This is a genomic window from Streptomyces roseirectus (genome assembly GCF_014489635.1).
Classification (GTDB): domain Bacteria; phylum Actinomycetota; class Actinomycetes; order Streptomycetales; family Streptomycetaceae; genus Streptomyces; species Streptomyces roseirectus.
In genome coordinates this window covers 1612439-1631227 of sequence record NZ_CP060828.1, presented here as the reverse complement: position 1 = coordinate 1631227, position 18789 = coordinate 1612439, and the positions used below count along the sequence as shown (strand labels likewise).

The window sequence follows — 18789 nt, the reverse complement described above, 5'->3', positions numbered from 1 at the left end:
TTTCTGCGGTTTGTCCGGCATCCTTCTCTGGAGACCTCTCATGCACGACGAACGCCAGCGGATCGAGGAGCGCGTCGAGCGCCTTCACACCCAGCGCATCAAGTCCGCGATCTACGCGGCGACCGTCCCCTTCGCGGTGGAGGCCTGGCAGGCCCCCGGCGAGCCGGTCTCCTTCGAGGAAGCCGCAGCCGCGACCTACACGCCGTTCGAGATGGACACCCCGTGGGGCCCGCCGTGGGGCACGACCTGGTTCCGGATGCGTGGCACCGTCCCCGCCGAGTGGGCGGGCCGGCGCGTCGAGTCGGTCATCGACCTCGGCTTCGTCGGCGACTGGCCCGGCAACCAGGCCGAGGCCCTGGTCCACACCGTGGACGGCACCCCGCTGAAGGCCGTCAACCCGCTCAACCAGTACGTGCCGGTCGCGAACCCCGCCGTCGGTGGCGAGGAGATCGACTACCTCGTCGAGGCCGCCTCCAACCCGGACATCCTCGCCGAGAACTTCTCGAAGATCACGCCCATGGGCGACATCCTCACCGCCGGCGACAAGCCCCTCTACACCTTCCGCCACGCCCACCTCGCCGTCCTCGACGAGGAGGTCTTCCACCTCGACCTCGACGTCCAGGTCCTGCGCGAGCTGATGGCCGAACTCGGCGAGCACGACCCGCGCCGCCACGAGATCATGCACGCCCTCGACCGCGCGATGGACGCCCTCGACCTGGACGACGTCGCCGGGTCGGCGGCCGCCGTGCGCGCGGTGCTGAAGCCGGTGCTGGCCAAGCCCGCCAACGCCTCCGCGCACGTCATCTCCGGCGTCGGCCACGCCCACATCGACTCCGCGTGGCTGTGGCCGATCCGCGAGACGAAGCGCAAGACGTCCCGCACCTTCTCCAACGTCACCTCGCTGGCCGACGAGTACGAGGAGTTCGTCTTCGCCTGCTCGCAGGCCCAGCAGTACGAGTGGGTGCGCGACAACTACCCCAAGGTGTGGGCCCGCATCCAGGAGTCCGTGAAGAAGGGCCAGTGGGCGCCCGTCGGCGGCATGTGGGTCGAGGCGGACGGCAACCTGCCCGGCGGCGAGGCCGTCGCCCGCCAGCTCATCCACGGCAAGCGGTTCTTCATCGAGCACTTCGGCATCGAGACCAAGGGCGTCTGGCTCCCCGACTCCTTCGGCTACACCGCCGCCTACCCGCAGCTCGCCAAGCTCGCCGGCAACGAGTGGTTCCTCACCCAGAAGATCTCCTGGAACCAGACCAACACCTTCCCCCACCACACCTTCTGGTGGGAGGGCATCGACGGCACCCGCATCTTCACCCACTTCCCGCCCGTCGACACCTACAACGCCCGCTTCAGCGGCGAGGAGATGTCCCGCGCGGTCCGCCAGTACCGCGAGAAGGGCCAGGCCAACCGCTCGCTCGCGCCGTTCGGCTGGGGCGACGGCGGCGGCGGCCCCACCCGCGAGATCATGGAACGCGCCCGCCGCCTTCGCGATCTGGAGGGCTCGGCCAAGGTCGAGATCGAGCACCCCGACGAGTTCTTCGCCAAGGCCCGCGCCGAGTACCCCGACGCCCCCGTCTGGGTCGGCGAGCTCTACCTGGAGCTGCACCGCGCCACCTACACCTCGCAGGCCCGCACCAAGCAGGGCAACCGGCGCAGCGAGCACAAGCTGCGCGAGGCCGAGCTGTGGGCGACGACGGCCGCCCTGCACGCCCCGGACTACACCTACCCGGCCGAGAAACTGGACCGCCTGTGGAAGACGGTCCTGCTCCACCAGTTCCACGACATCCTGCCCGGCTCCTCCATCGCCTGGGTGCACCGCGAGGCCGAGGCCGAGTACGCCCGCGTCGCCGAGGAGCTGGAGGAGCTGACCGCCGAGGCGATCGACGCCCTCGGCCACGGCGGCCTGCGCGTCTTCAACACCAGCCCCTACGACCGCGCCGAGGTCGTCCGCACCCCCGACGGCACCCGCGCCTACGTCGAGGTCCCCGCGAACGGCAGCGCCGCGTTGGGTGATGAGGCGGCCCCGCACCCGGTGACCGTGGACGGGCTGACCCTCGACAACGGCCTGGTACGGGTGGAGTTCGCTCCCGACGGCACCCTGAAGTCGGTGTACGACATCGGCGCCGGCCGCGAAGTCCTCGCCGAACCGGGCAACCTGCTGCGCCTGCACACCGACCTGCCCAACTACTGGGACGCCTGGGACATCGACAAGCACTACAAGAACCGCTACACCGACCTGCTGGACGCGGACTCGGTGACGGTCGTCGAGGCGGACCCGCTGATCGGCGCCGTGCGGATCGAGCGGTCCTTCGGCAAGGGCTCGACGATCGTCCAGACGGTCACCGTCCGCGCGGGCAGCTCCCGCATCGACGTCGAGACGGACATCGACTGGCACGAGGCCGAGAAGATCCTCAAGGCCGCGTTCCCCATCGACATCCGGGCGGCGCACTCCTCCGCCGAGATCGCCTTCGGCCACATCCAGCGCCCCACCCATACCAACACCTCGTGGGAGTCGGCCCGCTTCGAGGTCTCCGGCCACCGCTGGGTCCACCTCGCCGAACCGGGCTACGGCGTCGCCGTCCTGAACGACTCGACGTACGGCCACGACGTCTCCCGCACGGTCCGCGAGGACGGCGGCACGACCACCACCGTCCGCCTCAGCCTCGTCCGCGCCCCCCGCATCCCCGACCCCGGCGCCGACCAGGGCCGCCACCGCTTCACCTACTCCCTGCTGCCCGGCGCGAGCATCGCCGACGCGGTCGCCGAGGGCTACTCCCTCAACCTGCCGCTGCGCCTCGCGGAGTCGGCGGGCGCCGCCGAACCGGTCGTCTCCGTGGACGGCGAGGGCGTGACCGTCGAGGCCGTCAAGCTCGCGGACGACTCCACCGGCGACCTCGTCGTCCGGCTCTACGAGTCCAGCGGCGGCCGCGCCCAGGGCGTGCTGCGGACGTCCGTGGACCTGGCCGGCGCGCAGATCACCGACCTGCTCGAACGGCCCCTGGAGGACGTCGAGTTGACGTCCGACGGCGGGGTGGCGGTCGAGCTGCGGCCGTTCCAGATCCTGACGCTGCGCCTGCGGCGCGCATGACCCCCCGGGGGCCGGGCACCCTGCGGTGCCCGGCCCCCGGTGACTCGTGAAGTCCCCAACCCGGTCGAGGAGTTCAGACGTGCCCATGCAACCCTGGTTCACCGACGCCAAGTTGGGGATCTTCATCCACTGGGGCATCTACGCCGTGGACGGCGTCCAGGAGTCCTGGTCGTTCTACGACGACATCGTCCCCTACGAGCAATACCTGTCCCAGCTCGACCGGTTCACCGCCTCGAAGTACGACCCCCGCGCCTGGGCCGACCTCTTCGCCCGCGCCGGCGCCAAGTACGCCGTGCTGACCAGCCGGCACCACGACGGCGTCGCGATGTGGGACACGGAACACAAACACCTCGGCCTGGACCGGGACTTCCTCACCGGGTACGCCGAGGCGCTGCGCGAGAAGGACCTCAAGGTCGGCTTCTACTACTCGCACTCCGACTGGAGCCACCCCGACTACGCGTCCACCCGCAAGCCCGGCCGCCCGCCGGAGCAGGAGGACAACCGCTACTCGGAGTGCGCCGCCGAGGACGAGGACCTGGCCGCGTGGGACCGCTTCCTCGCCTACCGGGACGGCCAGATCAGGGAGCTGGCGTCCCGCTACCGCCCCGACCTGATGTGGTTCGACGGCGAGTGGGACCGCAGCGAGGAACAGTGGCGCATCCCCGAACTCGCCGCGCTGATCCGCTCGTACGTCCCCGACGTCGTCTTCAACGCGCGCATGCTCGGCGAGGGCGACTACGCGACGCCCGAGCAGGGCGCCCCGATCGTCCCGCCGGACGGGCCGTGGGAGCTGTGCCTGACGATCAACGACTCGTGGGGCTACCAGCACCACGACCACAACCACAAGTCCCTCGCCCAGCTGATCCGTTACTTCACGGAGACGATCGGCGGGGGCGGCAACCTCCTCCTTGACGTCGGCCCGATGGAGGACGGCACGATCCCCGCGCCGCAGGTCGAGCGGCTCGAAGGGCTGGGGGAGTGGATCCGCAAGCACGAGGCGGCCGTGTACGGGACCGTGCGCGGGCTGCCGGCCGGCCACCACTACGGGCCCAGCACCCTCTCCGCCGACCGGCGCACCCTGTACCTGGTCCTCTTCGACGCGCCGCGCGCCGAGATCGGCGTACGCGGACTCGCGACCGGGGTGCGGAGCGTGCGGGTGCTGGGGTCGGGCCGGGAACTCGGGCACCGGGTGGTCGGCGGGCTGCACGACGCGGTCGGCGTGCTGTGGATCGACCGGCCTCAGGAGGCGGATCTGGATCCGTACGCGACTGTCCTGGCCGTGGAGTTGGAAGGGGAGCTGGAGCTGTACCGGGGGGCGGGCCGGTTCTGAGGCCGCGCACGTCGTTCGGGTCGGTCGGTCGCTCCCCGTGACAGCGGCCGACCGACCCGATCCCCCGATCGTTCCGCGGACCTCCCGTACCCCGTTCGGTCCCCCGCGAGGTCCGCGGAACTGTGGTGCTTCCCCCCAGGAAACGCCGGTGCTTCCCCCATGGAGCCCCATGCGCCCACATGAGTAAGAGCCCCCACCCCGCCCCCTGATACACCCCCGGACAAAAAAATCTCCCCCAGTTTTCGCGGCTGCCGCGACGACTGGGGGAGACGAGGTCTTTTCCGGGCCATTTACGCCCGTGACCTGCACTGATGCTGAACCACTAGGCGGGCGCGCCCGCCTCGGAGCCCACCGGGGTCTCCACGGACTCGCTCCGCACCGCCGTCGCCGGAGCCTGCACCGCCGGGAGCACCGGCTCGTCGACCCGCTGCTGCGGCAGCGTCACCGGGCGCAGCGGACGCGGCCCGGAGACGACCGTGTAGTCCTGCCCGAGGAACGGCGGCACGATCTCGCCCGGGTCCTCGCCGAGCGCCAACTGCACCGCCGCCCAAGGGGCGTTGACGCCACACAGCGACAGCTGGTGCAGCCCGCCGGCGGGCCGCGTGTTGACGTCCATGAGGACGGGCTCGTCGCCGAACATGCGGAACTGGATGTTGGAGAGGTAGTGCAGCCCGAAGCCCTCGGCGATCAGCCGGGCCGGCTCCAGCCACTGCTCGTGCAGCGTGAACCCGCGCCGGCGCCCGTTCTTCGTCCGCCCGATGGCCATGCGGACGATGTTGTCGGGCCCGGTGAGGCAGTCCACCGACACCTCGGGCTGTTCGAGGCGCGGCATGACGATCCAGTCGACCTCCTCCTCGGACTCCTCCAGCGCGGCCGTCACCATGTTCAACGGCACGTAGGGGGAGGGAAATCCGCTGAGGTGCACGAGCGAGAAGGGGGCGCGCGTCACGACGCGGAAGCCCACCCCGCCCGCCCCGGACGCCGGCTTGAAGCACGCCTTGTACCCATCGGCCTCCAACTCGTCGACAGCGGCGACGAGTTGTTCCGCGTTACGGACCCGGAACCACGGCGGCACCCCGACACCGATCGCGCGCACGGCCTCGTACGCCACGATCTTGTCCTCGAAGACGGCCACGGCCTGCGGCGTCGGCGCCAGCAGCGCGGTGCCGGCCGCCTCGAACTCGGCGCGGTGGGCGACGATCGCCGCCTGGTGCAGGCGCGGCACGAACACGTCGATGGAGCGGCGCGCGCACTGGTCGAGCGCGAACTCGACGTAGGCGGCGGGGGACAGGCCCTCGGGCTCCAGGTCGGCGGTGTCGGCGGCGGCCAGGACGGGGGAGTCGGCGTCGCCGTGCGTCGCATGGATCTCCACGGCACGGTCGCTGGGATTTCTCCGCAGCTGATCCATGAAGAAGACGTTCTCCGCGTACGTGCGGTTGAGCCAGACGCGTACGCGAGAGACCATGCGAGGGCCGCCTTTCAGGGCTCGCGGGCAGGGCGAAGCAGGCCCGGCCCGGGCAGGTAGATGGAGGGACACCAAACCGCCCTGCGCGAAGGGAAGTTCATGGCGGTGGTGTTGGGGCGATCATACGGCCTGCGGAGGGTCCCCCGTGCAACACGCGTGTTACGGATTCCCGGACCACGCGGTCCACGTGCCGGAACGCCGGCCGGCCCGGCCTTGTCGCGCCGCCCCGAATGTGTTGTCGTGGTGACCCAGGCGGATTTGAGGAAGCGGGGGCGTGAGGTGACGACGACGGCCGGTGACGCCGGACGACTGCTGGCGATCAGCGACCTGCACATCGGCTATCCGGAGAACCGGGCCCTGGTCGAGGAGTTGCACCCGGAGCACGAGGACGACTGGCTGCTGGTCGCCGGCGACGTCTCCGAGAACGTCGCGGACATCCGGTGGACCCTCAAGACCCTCGCGAGCCGGTTCGCCAAGGTCGTGTGGGTGCCGGGCAACCACGAGCTGTGGACCCACCCCTCCGACCCGGTGACGCTGCGCGGCGTCGAGCGGTACGAGCACGTGGTCGCGCTCTGCCGCGACCTGGGCGTCGTCACCCCCGAGGACCCCTACCCCGTGTGGGAGGGGGCGGGCGGCCCGGTGGTGGTCGTGCCGCTGTTCCTGCTGTACGACTACTCGTTCCTGCCCGCCGGCTGCGCGACGAAGGCGGCGGGGCTGGAGTACGCGCACGGTACGGGCGTCGTCTGCAACGACGAGTACCTGCTGCACCCCGACCCCTACCCGACCCGTGAGGCGTGGTGCCGGGCGCGCGTCGAGCTGACCGAGCGGCGGCTGGCCGAGCTGCCGCCGGATCTGCCCGTCGTCTTCGTCAACCACTACCCGCTGGACCGGCACCCCACCGACGTGCTCTGGTACCCGGAGTTCGCGATGTGGTGCGGCACGACGCTGACCGCGGACTGGCACCGCCGGTACCCGGTGGCCGCGATGGTGTACGGGCACCTGCACATCCCGCGCACGACCTGGCACGAGGGGGTGCGCTTCGAGGAGGTCTCGGTGGGCTATCCGCGGGAGTGGAAGAAACGGGACCGGCCGCCGGGCCGGCCCCGGGTGATCCTGCCGGCTCCGGTGTCCGGCGCGGCGAAGGGGGCGGGCCGGTGATCGAGCGGCTGCTGCCGGCGTCCGTGGTGGCGGTGGAGGCGATCGGCGCCGCCGCCGCGGACCCGGCGACCGAGGCGGGGCTGTACCCCGAGGAGCTGGCGGTGATCACCAAGGCGGTCGCCAAGCGGCGCCGGGAGTTCGCCACCGTCCGGGCCTGCGCGCGCCAGGCGATGGAGAAGCTGGGGGTCGCCCCCCGGCCGATCCTGCCCGGCGAACGCGGCGCGCCCGGCTGGCCCGAGGGGCTGCGCGGCAGCATGACCCACTGCGCGGGCTACTGCGCGGCGGCCCTGGTGCGGACGGCGGACCTCGCGTCCCTCGGGATCGACGCGGAGCCCCACGACACGCTGCCCGAGGGGGTGCAGGCGGCGATCGCGCTGCCCTCGGAGACCGAGCGGCTGGCCGCGCTCACCGCCGAGCGCCCCGGGATCCACTGGGACCGGCTGCTGTTCAGCGCCAAGGAGTCGGTCTACAAGGCGTGGTTCCCGCTCACCGCCAAGTGGCTCGACTTCTCCGAGGCGGACATCGTCCTCACCCCCGTGGAGAGCGCCTTCGGCACCCTCTCGGCGACGCTGCTGGTGCCGGGCCCGGTGGTCGACGGGCGGGAGGTCACGCGCTTCGAGGGGCACTGGATCGTCCGGGACGGGCTGCTGGCGACGGCGATCACGGTGCCGCACACGGGGTGATCTCAGGGGCGCTTTCGGGGGCGCCTCAGGGGCACCACCCCCGGACGAGGCGGAAGAACTCGGCCTCGTTGCCCGTGAGGCCCGCCTCGCTCAGCGCCTCCTCGGCCTCGGCGAGCACCGACGCGGGGACGACGGGCACCTCGCCGTCGTATGCGGCGGCGACGGTGTTCAGCAGGCGCAAGTACGCCTGGACGGCGGCGCGTTCACGATCGGTCGGGACGGCGGTGGTGGGCATCGGACGGCTCTCCCCTGCTCGGCGTCGGCTCACGGGCGCCGCCGTGGGAGCGACGGCGCACTCTCCAGCTTGCCCCGCGCCACTGACAATCGCCCTCAACCCCGTTGCGATGCGCTTCGGTTCACCTGCATGGCGGGGGGAGTGTGGGGGAGGAGTGTGGGGGCGGGCGGCTGAACCAGCGTCAAAAGAGGCCCGGGGCCCTGTTTTTGGGCAGTGATTCCGGACACACAGTCACCTCACGGCACTTACTTGTCGCCCTGCCCCAGATACCCCAGCGACGCCTCGATCCGTCCCGCCAGCCGGTCCCGCTGGCCCTTCTCCGGCGCGCCCGCGAGCAGCCCCCGGCACCGGCTCGCGAGCAGCAGGCCGAACGTCTCCGCCTCGCGCTCGTCCGCCTCGTCGAAGCGCGTGCGCGCGGCGACGCGGCGTACCGTCTCCTGGAGGTCGGCGCCGTCGTACAGCAGGCGCGCGGCGGCCACCGCGCCCTCGACGGGGTGGCCCCGGTGCCCGGCGCTCATGTGCCACAGCTCATGTCCGAGGATGACCAGTTGGTGATCGGGCGCTGTCCGTTCCTCGATCACGACGAGGTCCTGATCGTTCATGTCCAGCCATAATCCGCTCGCGGTGTCCACGGGGAACGCGGCCGTACGGAAGTGCACGGGCCGGCCGCGCCGGCGGCTCATCCCGGCGCACAGCGCCGCGTACAGGTCCCCGGGCGCGGCGGGCGCGTCGAGGGTGAGGCCGGCGACGAGTTCGCCGCACAGCCGCCGCATCCGCCGGTTCATGCCCACCGCCCTCCGCAGGTTCACGACTCGGGTCGCTTGACGCTCTCCAACAGCATGTCCAGCCACTCGGCGACCTTGTCCCGGTGCTGGTCCGTGGGGAGTTGGGCGGCGCGCCAGGCGATCTGGCGCACCCCGTGGTCCTGGAGCAGCCGCTCCAGCGGGTCCGCCGCCGACGCCGCCTCCCGCGCGGCGAGCTGCTGCAGCAGCTCCTGTTCGGTGTGGAGCAGGACGCTCGCCAGCGCCTCGGGGTCCTCCGCCGTCAGGAAGCCCGCGTGGACGCGGAAGAAGCGCTGGATGGCGTCGCAGTGCTCCATCGTTGGCCGCCGGTCGCCGTTGATCAGCGCGCCCGCCTGCTGGCGGGACATCCCCGCGCCGTCCGCGATCTCCTGCTGCGTGTACTTGCGGCCGTTCGGCTTGAGCCGGGTGCGCCGCAGCAGCCCCAGCCGCTGGAGGAACCGGGCCTGCACGTCGGGCTCACCGGCCGGGCGTCCGCCGAGCAGCGCCTTGACGACGGGCTCGGGCACGCCGGACGACACCGACAGCCGGGGGACGTCGAAGACCTGCCCGTGCGGTACGCCGAGCCGGTCGGCGAGCGCGGTGACACGGGCGACGAGGGCCGACAGCGAAGCCGTCGCCGGGCCGCCCGCGACCTCGTAGCCATCCGTCACCGAACAGGTCTCCTACATCTCTCGCATTCCATACCGGGAGTCACGGTCAACTGCCCGGAGGGTAACCGGTTTTTCGAACTCACATCCAGGTCTCGCCACAACTGTGGCCAATTTCAGCCGTCAACCAACGCGGAATGCCACGATAGTTGACACGGTGAGTGCTCCGGACACAGGATCAGGGCGCCGCGAGACGGCCGCATCAGGCAAGAGGGGTGACCTCCCGATGACATACAGGGCAGGTGGGCAGCGGTCCGAATCGCGGCCCTTCCCCGAGGGGCCCGAGGCCCACGCCTATCTCCAGGACTACGCCGCGCTCCTCGACGCGGTCTCCTTCCCGTCCGTCGTGCTCGACCGGCGCTGGGACGCGGTCATCGCGAACACCGCTTTCCGGACACTTTTCGCCGGGATCGGTCCGCATCCGACCGCCATGCCCGACGACAACTTCCTGCGCTTCGTCCTCTTCCACCCGGACGCCTCGACGGTCCTCGGCGACCACGAGTCCCGCTGGTGCCTGCCGCTGCTCGCACAGTTCGCGGCGGCCCTGGAACAGGACCCCGACGACCGTGAACTCCAGGCGATCCGGCGGGAGATCGCCCAGGACCCGATCATGGAGGCCGCCTACCGGCACGGCCTGCCGCGCTGGATCCACGCCGTCGGCCCCGAGGCCAGCGCCCTCGACGGCGCCGTCCGTCCCCTCCTGCACCCCGACCCGCGCTGGGGCGCCGTCGACTGCCGCATCGTCACCGAGGCGCCCCGCGCCCTCCAGGACATGGGCTGCTCCCGCCTCACCCTCGTCCTGCGCGAGCCCCGCCGGGTCCGCCACGCGCCGCGCCGCGCGGGGGGCAGGACGCGGCGCGCGACGGGGCATCTGACGGTGGTCCCGACACCGGAGGGCTGACGGGGCGGGGGAGCGGGGGCGGGCCGGAAACCGAGGCCCGCCGACGCCGGGGTTGCTCGCGGCGGGGCCGGACGCCGACCCGTCAGCGGCGGGGCTGCTCGCCTCAGTGGCGGGCTGCTCGCCGCGCAGGCCGGCGCCGGGGTCCGCCTACGGGGCTGCTCGCCGTGCGGGGTTCCCGTGGGGCCGCGGTGGTCCTGCGGGGGCTCGAAGGGGCCCAGCAGCAACCGCTCGGCGGCCCGGCGCCGACTGCTCAGCGGCCGGCGCCGACCGCTCAGAGGTCCAGCACCAACCGCTTCCCCTTGCAGCGGGAGACGCAGATCATCATCGACTCGCCGGCCTCCTGTTCCTCCTGGGTGAGGACCGAGTCGCGGTGGTCGATGTCGCCTTCGAGGACGTCGGTCTCGCAGGTCCCGCACGTGCCCTCGGTGCACGAGAACAGCGCGTCGACGCCGGCCGCGCGCACCGCGTCGAGCACGGACACGTCCGCCCCGACGGTCACGGTGAGCCCGCTGCGCTCCAGGACGACCTCGAACTCCCGTCCCTCGCCCGCCGGTTGCTCCTTGGGCTGGAACCGCTCGACGTGCAGCGCACCCGCCGGGCACCGGCTCTCCACCGCGTCCAGCAACGGCCCGGGACCGCAGCAGTAGACGAGCGTGTCCCCGGGCAACTCGTCCAGCACCGGCCCGAGTTCGAGCAGCGACCCGGTCTCGTCCTGCGGCGCGACGGTCACCCGCTCCCCGTACTTCTCGAGCTCCCCGGTGAACGCCATCGACCGCCGGGAACGCCCGCCGTACAGCAGTGTCCACTCGGCGCCGGACGCCTCGGCGGCGGCCAGCATCGGCAGCAGCGGTGTGATGCCGATGCCCCCGGCGACGAACCGGTAGCGCGGCGACGGCAGCAGCGGGAAGTGATTGCGCGGCCCGCGTACCCGCACCTTGTCGCCCGCCGCCAACTCCCCGTGCACGTAAGCCGATCCGCCCCTTCCTGCCACCTCCCGCAGCACGGCGATCCGCCACTCGGACCGGTCCGCCGGATCGCCGCACAGCGAGTACTGCCGCTCAAGACCCGGCCCGAGGACCAGGTCGACGTGCGCGCCCGGCTCCCAGGCCGGCAGCGGCTCGCCGAGCGGATGGCGCAGGGTGAGGACACGCACGTCCTCCGCGGGGCTGTCGAGCTGATGGACCATCAACTCGGCCTCGTACACCGTCACGTGCCGTTCTCCTTCTCGTGTCCGCGCGGATGCGACAGCATCCACTCCCACATCTCGACCGGATCCTGCGCCGTGTGCTCACGCCCGCAGTGGCAGGTGCCGTGCAGGACGTCCGTGCCCGGGAGCCAGTCCACGCGGTAGACCTCGCCGGTCACAGCGCCCGCTCCACCGGCTTGTCGCCCTCCTCCACCAGCCGGGCCAGGATCCGGCGCGCGGCCAGGCCCCCGGTGTCGATGTTGATGCTCAGCTCCTGGTAGCCGTCGCGCTCCGAACCCAGCGTGCGCTGAAGGAGGTTGAGGGCGTCGACGTCCTGCAGGACGACCGTGTGGTTGTTGCCGCGCAGGAACTCGGTGACCTCCTCGTCGTCCGTCGCCCAGTCCCGCGACACCATCCAGAAGTCGTACACCTTGCCGTCCCCGGACGGGGTGATCGCGTACGTGATCTCCGTGTGGAAGCCGTGCGGATCGCTGCCGTCCGCCTCCGGGACCACACCGACCGGGGCGACGCGGCTGTGCAGCAGGTAGAGGCACGGCGCGTGGTACTCGATGTCCTGCCAGCGCATGATGCGGCCCTCGATGCCTGTCGAACGGGAGTAGAACGGCGGGCACGCGGCGTCGTCCATGTGCCGGCTGACCCGGACGATCCCGGCCCCCTCGTCGACCTCCGTGGTGATCGGCGTCTCCGCCACCTCGGGCGTGCCGATGTAGCCGCCGTGCAGATACGTCTCGTGCGACAGGTCGAGGAGGTTGTCCACGAGCAGGCCGTAGTCGGCGTCGATCGGCTCCATGCCGCGGATGGTCGTCCAGCCCGGCGCGTCGAGGTGGCGGGCGCGCGGGATCACCGCCGGGTCGGCGAGCGCCGGGTCCCCGATCCACACCCACACCAGCGAGTCCTGCTCCACCACCGGGTACGACGCGACGCGCGCGGTCCTCGGCACCCGCTTCTGCCCCGGCACGTACACGCACGTCCCGCTCCGGTCGTAGGTGAAGCCGTGGTAGCCGCACACGATCCGGTCGCCGTCGAGGCCGCTCGCGGAGAGCGGGTAGCGGCGGTGCACGCAGCGGTCGTGCAGCGCGACCGGCGTCCCGTCCTCCTCGCTCCGGTACAGCACGATCGGCTCCCCGAGCACCGTGCGGCCGAGGAGTTCGCGGCCGACCTCGTGACTGTAGGCCGTGACATACCACTGGTTCCTGGCGAAGGCGGTGATGTGCGGCATCGTGGGCTTCCCGTCTCTCGGTCCTGCCGCCATCGTCGTCAGCGGTGTGCTCTCCCGCAACGGTCCTTCCGTGAGACGGAAGGATCTTCTGTCACGTCCAAGGCCGCGGGCCGGGAAACGGCGGGCGGCCGAAAAGGGCGGGACGCGAAGTCGGGGCCCGGCCGGCGCCGAAAAATCCGTTCGAATTCCACCCCGCCCCGAGGATTGCCGAATTCCCCACGGGCCGCCCGTTCCCCGTCGCTAAAGTGGCACGCGTGAGCGCTGCGCGAGAAAAGGAGGACGACGGTCCGACGGCCGTCGTCCTCACCGCTTCGGATCTCGAATTCGACGCGGTGGAAAGCCTGTTGGCGGGGGACCGGGCGAGCCGCGCCCGCGACGGCATCGGCACCCTGTACCGGCTCGGCTGGCTCGACGGGACGCCCTGGCGGATCGCGCTCGCGGAGATCGGCACCGGCAACGGGGGCGCGGCGGTCGTCGCCACCCACGCCGTCGAACGGTTCAGACCCCGCCTGGTGATGTTCGTCGGCGTCGCGGGCGGGCTCAAGGAAGGCGTGGCGGTCGGGGACGTCGTCGTAGCCACCAAGGTGTACGGGGTGCACGGCGGCAAGGACACCGGCGGCGGCTTCCACGCCCGGCCCGAGTCCTGGCAACTCTCCCACGAGGTACGGCAGACGGCCGCCGCCGCGCACCGCCGCTGGCGCCGCGTCCCCGGCGCCCCGCCCGTCCACTTCAAGCCGGTCGCCGCCGGTGAGGTGGTACTTGAGGGGGAGGGGGCCGCCCATCAAGGGTCCGCCCACCAGGAGTCCGCCTACCGGGAACGGCTGCGCCGGACGTACGAGGACGCCGTGGCCCTAGAGACCGAGAGCGCGGGCATGGCCCAGGCCGCGCACATGCACCGGGGATGGCCCGCACTGACGGTCCGGGGGATCACCGACCGGACCGACCGGGGCCGGGAGACAGCGGCCCGCAACGCGGCGGCGTTCGCACTGGAGGTCGTCCGGGAACTGCGGGACGACGAGGAGGAGACGGACGCCCCCGAGGTCGTCGAAGTGCCTGCCGAGGCGCCGCGCGGATGGCGGGCCGGGGCCGTGGTGGAGGTCGGCGGCATGGAATTCCTGTTGGAGGACGGGCTGGTGGGGCAGGGGGAGGAGGGCGAGTACTGGGGGAGGGCGCTGCTGGCGGTTCCGGCGAGCCGGCGGAGGGCGGATCATGTGTGGGTGCGGCGGGTCGACACCCCGGGAGAACGACGGGAGGCGCTGCGGCGGGAGTTCGAGTTCCTGGCGGGAACCATGGGGAGCCCGCGTCTGCCGCATCGCCACGCCTACGAGCTGAGAGCGGACACCGCACTGCTCGCCCTGTGGTGGCCCGCGTCGAAGCCGTCGCAGAGGCCGGCGGTCGCTCTGGCCGACGTGCGCAGGACGGGGCCCGTGCCCGGCAGCGCGATGAGCCGGACCCTGCTGGGCTGCGCGTCCCTCGCCGAATCCCTCGACGTCCTGCACCGGGAGGGCCACGCACACCGCTGCCTCTCCCCGCAGACCGTCCTGCACGACGGGACCTGGCTGTGGCTGCGCGACCTCGGATCCGCCTTCCACGCCCCACACCCCGGCGAGGGCCACCCCGCCCACCGCGCCCCCGAACAGGAGTGCACCTCCTACCGCCCCGACCTGATCGGCCCGCCCGCCGACATCTATCAACTCGCTTCCCTCACCTACCAGTTGCTCACCGGCGCAATTCCCGACCGCCCCTACCCCCTCCCCCTGCGCACCTTCCTCCAGCACGCCCCCGACCCCCTGGACGACATCCTGCGCGCAGCCCTCAACCCCATCCCCGCAGCCCGCTTCACCGCCCTCGACCTGGCCGCCCACCTCCGCCGATCCGCCACCCTCACCGAGAACCCCACCCCATGCTGACCCGCACCCTCGACCTGCCCACCCCCCTCACCCTGATCCCCGCCCGCTCCCTGGACGGCGTCCTCACCCGCCTGCGCCGCGACCACCCCCACCTCCCGAGCAGCGTCGAAGAACTCGAAACCGACCTGTCCGCACGGGAGTCCGTCCCCGCGACCTTCCCCCCACCCGGCCGCCGCCAGCAGGCGCTGGCCCTGTACGGACGCGGCTGGCTCGCCCTCCTCGTCCCCGCCCCGGACGCCCGCGCCTACCAGGTCCGCACGGTCACCGCCCTGCGCTTCGACGACCACCACCGCCTGGCCCGCGGCTGCCTCCTCCTGCGCCCCACCGCGTGGACGATCCGCCACACCGCCGCCGTCTCGACGCACACCCACTGGGACCTGTTGCGCGCCGAATGGGAGCTGCTGCGCAAGGAGTCGGCCACCAAGGGCCACCGCGACCCGGACGGACGGGAGGCCCGCCGGCTCGACCTGCTGACCAAGGCCGTCGACACCGAGCACGAGGTGCAGCGCGAACGGGCCGCGGCGGCACGGCCGTTCACCTACCGGGACGTCCAGCCGACGGACCGGCACGCCACGTACACGTTCGTCCTGCACGGTCGCGCGACGCCCGCCGAGGACGAGGTCCTGAGGGTGCGGGGCGAGGCGTCCGTACGCGGCCAGGTCGTGGCGGTGGACCAGCGCGCCGCACGGCTGACGCTGGCCCTGGAGCGGCCCGTCGACTGGCAACGCCTGCCGAAACAGGGCGAGTTGGAGCGCGTGGAGAACACGGTCGTGCACGCCCGCCGCACCGACGCCCTCACCGCCCTGCGCGACGGCCACGCCCGCAACCCCCGCCTCCTGCCGATCCTCACGGGCACCCGGACACCCCGCACGTCACCGAGACGGCAGCCGGACGCCCCCGCGCTCGACCGGTGGCAGAGCGCCGCCCTGCACACCGCCCTCGCCGCCGACGACCTCGCGGCGATCATCGGCCCGCCCGGCACCGGAAAGACCACCGTCATCACCCAACTCGCCCAGGAGGCCGCGAAGTCGGGCGAGCGCGTCCTGGTCACCGCGCACAGCAACACGGCCGTCGACAACGTCCTCACTCGCCTCCCCGCCGGCCTCGTGGTGCTGCGCGTCGGCGCCGAGCACCGCGTCGACCCGGCCGCCCGCCACCTCCTCCTCGACCACCGCGCCGCCGACCTGCGCCAGGGCGTCCTGGACCGGGTCGGCGCCCGCCTCGCCGCCCACACCGCGTGCGGCCCCGGCGCCGAACACCGGCCCAAGGCCCTGTACGACGCCGTCGGCGCCCTGGAGACGGCCCAGGAGCGCCGCCGGGACGCCGAGGCCGCCCTCGCGGAGGCCCGCCGCGGAGTCGCGGGCCCCGCGCAGACACGCCTCGACCGCACCGCCGAACGCCTGCGCCGCACCCTCGACCGCAGCGCCCGCACGGCCGAGCGCCGGGCCCGGCTGAGCGAGCAGCCCCCCGGCTGGTGGCGGGACCGCCGACTCCGGCGCGCGGACAAGGCGTTGGCGGTGTACGGCGAGGCCGTCGAGCAGGCCGAACGGGACCGGCGTGCCGCCGAGGGCGCCCTCGACGAGGCGACCCGCGACCACCCCGCCGTCCGTGAACGCCGCGCGGACGTCGACCGCGCCGCCCGGGAGGTGACCCGGTGCCGCAAGGAGGCCGAGTACGTCGAGGCACCCTGCCGCGCCCTCCTCGCGCCGGTCGGCGACGCCCCCGCCGACCTGTACGCCTTCGCCCGCTGGGCCCGCACCGCCCACCCCCTCCTCGCCGCCCGCCGCGCCCTGCTCGCCGAGTGGCGGGACGACGTCCGCGCGGCCGGGAGCCGACTGCACGCCGAACTCGTGCGGTACGCCCATGTCGTGGGCGCCACCAGCAGCGGCGCCGCCGGACCCGCGCTGCTGACCGGCGTCGACTTCGACCTCGCCGTCCTCGACGAGGCCGGGCAGATCACCACCGCCGACGCGCTCGTCCCGCTGGTCCGCGCCCGGCGCGCCGTCCTCGTCGGCGACCACCGCCAGCTCCCGCCCTACGCCGACGAGGAGACGGTGGCCCGGATCGGCGCCGAACACGGCCCGCAGGCCGCCGAGTCGGCCGTCCGCAGCGTCCTCGAACTCCTCCAGGAACACCTTCCGGACACGGCCGTCGCCCACCTGCGCACCCAGCGCCGCATGCCCCGCGAGATCGCCGACTTCTGCTCGAAGGCGTTCTACGACGGGCAGTTGCTCACCGAGAACGGCCCGGACAGTCCGGAGATCCCCGGCGCGCGCAGGAGCACGGATCCGCGCGTCACCCAACTCCCCACCCCTCACCCCCTGTTCCGCACCCCCCTCGTCCTCGTCGACACCTGCGACCTCCCCCCGGCCGAACGCGCCGAGGGCGGCACCCCGCAGGGCCGGATCAACCGGGCCGAGGCCGCGCTGCTCGCCGCGCTGGCCCGCCGCTGCACGGCGGACGACGAGGAGTGGGCGGTCATCGTGCCCTACCGGGCCCAAGCCGCCCTGATCCGCAACCACTTGAGGGACCTGCCGCCGGGCCGGGGCGACATCGCGACCGTCGACTCGTTCCAGGGCGGCGAACGCGACGTGGTCCTCTACGGGTTCACCCGCAGCAACCCGGCCGGCACGGTCGGCTTCCTGGACGAACTGCGGCGCGCCAACGTCGCGTTCACCCGCGCCCGGCGCCGCCTGGTCCTCGTCGGGGACTTCGACACCCTCACCCGGGCCACGGACGACGGGTTCCGCGCCTTGGCCCGCGCCCTGCGCGACCACACCGCGACGGTCGGCGAGTCACTGCCGTCGCGCGACCTGCAAGCACGTCTGGGAGCCCGCACGGCATGATCCCCCGTCCCCGCAGCAACCCCCTCGGCTTCCCGCCCGCCCGCGCGGTCGAGCACGCGGCGTTCCAGCTGCGCGCCGCCCCCGAGTCGGTGCACCAACTCCTGCTGCCCGTATGGCGGGTGGAGGTCGAGGCGAGGGTCACCACGGCCGAGCCCTACCAGCTCGTCGACCGCTACCTGAGCCGCGGCGTCGAGGAGGCCGGCCTCACCACGCCCGACGAGCTGGCCACGTTCCTCGCCCTGGACCCGGCGCTGACCCGCCAGGCCCTCGCCTACCTCAGGGCCGTCGGCCATCTCACCGAGGACCGGGGCCGGCTGACCCTCACCGACCTGGGCCGGCGCTCCCTGGCGGACGGCGAGATGTACACGGTGAAGCTCGGCGACCGCCGCGTCGTGTACTTCGACGCCTGGACCGGCACCCCGCTGGCCGAGGGCCACGCCGAGAAGGGCCCGGCGGGACCCGCGCCCCTCGACACCTGGACGTCGCCCCCGCCCCTGCTGGCCCCCGACCCGTTCCGCCCGGAGGCCGCGCACGCCCTCGCGGAACCCGGCGTCGCCGACCCGAAGGCCCTGACCTGGGACGTCGAGTACCTGCTCGCCCACGTCGTGCGCACCGGGGACGCCCGCCACCTCGTCTGCACCCGCCCCCGCCGGGGCGAACCCGACCCCGTCCTCAGCCGGGCCCTGGACCGCTCGCCCGCCTGCCTGAGCGCCCTCGCCGACGCGGGCCGCCGGGCCCGCAAGGCGTTCGAGGAGGAGGCAGGGCGCTGGCTGAGCCGCCGCGGCCTCGCCGCCCACCCGCCCCACCGCGACCCCGACGGCATGCACCGCGTGCGCCTCGCGGAGGACGACTTCACGGGCGCCGGCCCCGCCGGGGACGGCCTCACCGGCGACCTCCCCGCCCTCGGCTCCGTCGTCGTCCTGCGCTCCGGCGGCTTCTTCCAGCTCTGGTGCGCGGACCCCGGCGCCCGCCGCCGCGAACTGGAGCGCCGCATGGACGCCTTCCGCGCGGCCCGCCCCCGCACCCCCGAGGCACTGAGCGCGCAGGAATCCCGGCTCGCCTCGCTCCTGGACGTCCGACCCGGTCAGAAATAGTCACCGGAAATCGAGAAAAGAACACAACTAATCGCTGCTCGATTTCGAATCGAACCCCCCGCAACTAATTCGCCACGCTCTTATGGAAATCAGACACGCCGACTGTCCTACGGGAATAGCGTGAACGACCACACGGAGTTGCCCCTGGGGAGAGGGGCGACTCATGAGGTGACGATTTCAGGTGACGAGTTCAGGGGAGCACCGAG

Annotated in this window: 15 protein-coding genes; 8 read left to right on the top strand and 7 right to left on the bottom strand. The window is 72.8% G+C overall.

Annotated features, from left to right (window positions below; all coding sequences use genetic code 11):
- Window positions 1-40: 40 nt before the first annotated feature.
- The gene (locus tag IAG44_RS06595) at window positions 41-3085 is read left to right on the top strand and encodes an alpha-mannosidase (RefSeq protein WP_187746181.1); all 3045 of its coding nucleotides are present in this window, start codon (window positions 41-43) and stop codon (window positions 3083-3085) included.
- Window positions 3086-3131: 46 nt separating this feature from the next.
- Complete coding sequence (locus IAG44_RS06590; protein WP_343075722.1) at window positions 3132-4415, top strand: alpha-L-fucosidase; 1284 nt, start codon at window positions 3132-3134, stop codon at window positions 4413-4415.
- 322 nt (window positions 4416-4737) lie between these two features.
- On the opposite strand, the gene IAG44_RS06585 is transcribed toward IAG44_RS06590, so the two are convergent.
- Window positions 4738-5880 (bottom strand): ATP-grasp domain-containing protein, encoded by a 1143-nt coding sequence (locus tag IAG44_RS06585; protein WP_187746179.1) that lies wholly within the window; start codon window positions 5878-5880, stop codon window positions 4738-4740.
- 279 nt (window positions 5881-6159) lie between these two features.
- Between IAG44_RS06585 and IAG44_RS06580 the strand changes: the two genes are divergently transcribed.
- Both IAG44_RS06580 and IAG44_RS06575 read left to right on the top strand, forming a co-directional pair.
- The gene (locus IAG44_RS06580; RefSeq protein WP_187752541.1) at window positions 6160-7038 is read left to right on the top strand and encodes a metallophosphoesterase family protein; all 879 of its coding nucleotides are present in this window, start codon (window positions 6160-6162) and stop codon (window positions 7036-7038) included.
- Entirely contained in the window at window positions 7035-7721 is a 687-nt protein-coding gene (locus tag IAG44_RS06575) for a 4'-phosphopantetheinyl transferase family protein (protein ID WP_187746178.1), read from the top strand. Before IAG44_RS06580 ends, IAG44_RS06575 begins: the two co-directional genes overlap by 4 nt.
- Before the next feature lie 25 nt (window positions 7722-7746).
- On the opposite strand, the gene IAG44_RS06570 is transcribed toward IAG44_RS06575, so the two are convergent.
- From IAG44_RS06570 to IAG44_RS06560, 3 genes are all read right to left on the bottom strand, one after another.
- The gene (locus tag IAG44_RS06570) at window positions 7747-7956 is read right to left on the bottom strand and encodes a hypothetical protein (protein ID WP_187746177.1); all 210 of its coding nucleotides are present in this window, start codon (window positions 7954-7956) and stop codon (window positions 7747-7749) included.
- A gap of 245 nt (window positions 7957-8201) precedes the next feature.
- Window positions 8202-8729, bottom strand: coding sequence for a toxin-antitoxin system, toxin component (locus IAG44_RS06565; RefSeq protein ID WP_187752540.1), 528 nt, complete (start codon window positions 8727-8729; stop codon window positions 8202-8204).
- Window positions 8730-8761: 32 nt separating this feature from the next.
- A complete protein-coding gene (locus IAG44_RS06560; protein ID WP_187746176.1) occupies window positions 8762-9409 on the bottom strand; it encodes a helix-turn-helix domain-containing protein in 648 nt (215 codons plus the stop codon).
- Window positions 9410-9632: 223 nt separating this feature from the next.
- On the opposite strand from IAG44_RS06560, the gene IAG44_RS06555 reads away from it, so the two are divergent.
- The gene (locus IAG44_RS06555) at window positions 9633-10307 is read left to right on the top strand and encodes an MmyB family transcriptional regulator (RefSeq protein WP_187746175.1); all 675 of its coding nucleotides are present in this window, start codon (window positions 9633-9635) and stop codon (window positions 10305-10307) included.
- A 271-nt stretch (window positions 10308-10578) separates the two neighbouring features.
- Here the strand turns inward: IAG44_RS06555 and IAG44_RS06550 are convergent, their stop codons facing one another.
- The 3 genes from IAG44_RS06550 to IAG44_RS06540 are packed head-to-tail and all read right to left on the bottom strand — an operon-like array spanning window position 10579 to window position 12733.
- Complete coding sequence (locus IAG44_RS06550) at window positions 10579-11517, bottom strand: PDR/VanB family oxidoreductase (RefSeq protein WP_187746174.1); 939 nt, start codon at window positions 11515-11517, stop codon at window positions 10579-10581.
- Window positions 11514-11672 (bottom strand): hypothetical protein, encoded by a 159-nt coding sequence (locus IAG44_RS06545; RefSeq protein ID WP_187746173.1) that lies wholly within the window; start codon window positions 11670-11672, stop codon window positions 11514-11516. The genes IAG44_RS06550 and IAG44_RS06545 overlap by 4 nt, the downstream gene beginning before the upstream one ends.
- Entirely contained in the window at window positions 11669-12733 is a 1065-nt protein-coding gene (locus tag IAG44_RS06540) for an aromatic ring-hydroxylating oxygenase subunit alpha (RefSeq protein ID WP_187746172.1), read from the bottom strand. Before IAG44_RS06540 ends, IAG44_RS06545 begins: the two co-directional genes overlap by 4 nt.
- A gap of 254 nt (window positions 12734-12987) precedes the next feature.
- On the opposite strand from IAG44_RS06540, the gene IAG44_RS06535 reads away from it, so the two are divergent.
- Genes IAG44_RS06535 through IAG44_RS06525 form a run of 3 tightly spaced genes read left to right on the top strand, consistent with a single transcriptional unit; the run spans window position 12988 to window position 18583 of the window.
- Entirely contained in the window at window positions 12988-14643 is a 1656-nt protein-coding gene (locus IAG44_RS06535; RefSeq protein ID WP_187746171.1) for a phosphorylase family protein, read from the top strand.
- Window positions 14637-17489: an AAA domain-containing protein gene (locus IAG44_RS06530; protein WP_187746170.1), complete on the top strand. Its 2853-nt coding sequence runs from the start codon at window positions 14637-14639 to the stop codon at window positions 17487-17489. The genes IAG44_RS06535 and IAG44_RS06530 overlap by 7 nt, the downstream gene beginning before the upstream one ends.
- A complete protein-coding gene (locus IAG44_RS06525) occupies window positions 17486-18583 on the top strand; it encodes a hypothetical protein (RefSeq protein WP_187746169.1) in 1098 nt (365 codons plus the stop codon). Before IAG44_RS06530 ends, IAG44_RS06525 begins: the two co-directional genes overlap by 4 nt.
- Window positions 18584-18789 lie beyond the last annotated feature (206 nt).

Excerpts from the sequence above, each read along its gene's own strand:
- IAG44_RS06525 (WP_187746169.1), top strand. The coding sequence starts at position 17,486 with ATGATCCCCCGTCCCCGCAGCAACCCCCTCGGCTTCCCGCCCGCCCGC.
- IAG44_RS06540 (WP_187746172.1), bottom strand. The coding sequence starts at position 12,733 with ATGCCGCACATCACCGCCTTCGCCAGGAACCAGTGGTATGTCACGGCC.
- IAG44_RS06555 (WP_187746175.1), top strand. The coding sequence starts at position 9,633 with ATGACATACAGGGCAGGTGGGCAGCGGTCCGAATCGCGGCCCTTCCCC.
- IAG44_RS06585 (WP_187746179.1), bottom strand. The coding sequence starts at position 5,880 with ATGGTCTCTCGCGTACGCGTCTGGCTCAACCGCACGTACGCGGAGAAC.
- IAG44_RS06530 (WP_187746170.1), top strand. The coding sequence starts at position 14,637 with ATGCTGACCCGCACCCTCGACCTGCCCACCCCCCTCACCCTGATCCCC.
- IAG44_RS06570 (WP_187746177.1), bottom strand. The coding sequence starts at position 7,956 with ATGCCCACCACCGCCGTCCCGACCGATCGTGAACGCGCCGCCGTCCAG.
- IAG44_RS06565 (WP_187752540.1), bottom strand. The coding sequence starts at position 8,729 with ATGCGGCGGCTGTGCGGCGAACTCGTCGCCGGCCTCACCCTCGACGCG.
- IAG44_RS06595 (WP_187746181.1), top strand. The coding sequence starts at position 41 with ATGCACGACGAACGCCAGCGGATCGAGGAGCGCGTCGAGCGCCTTCAC.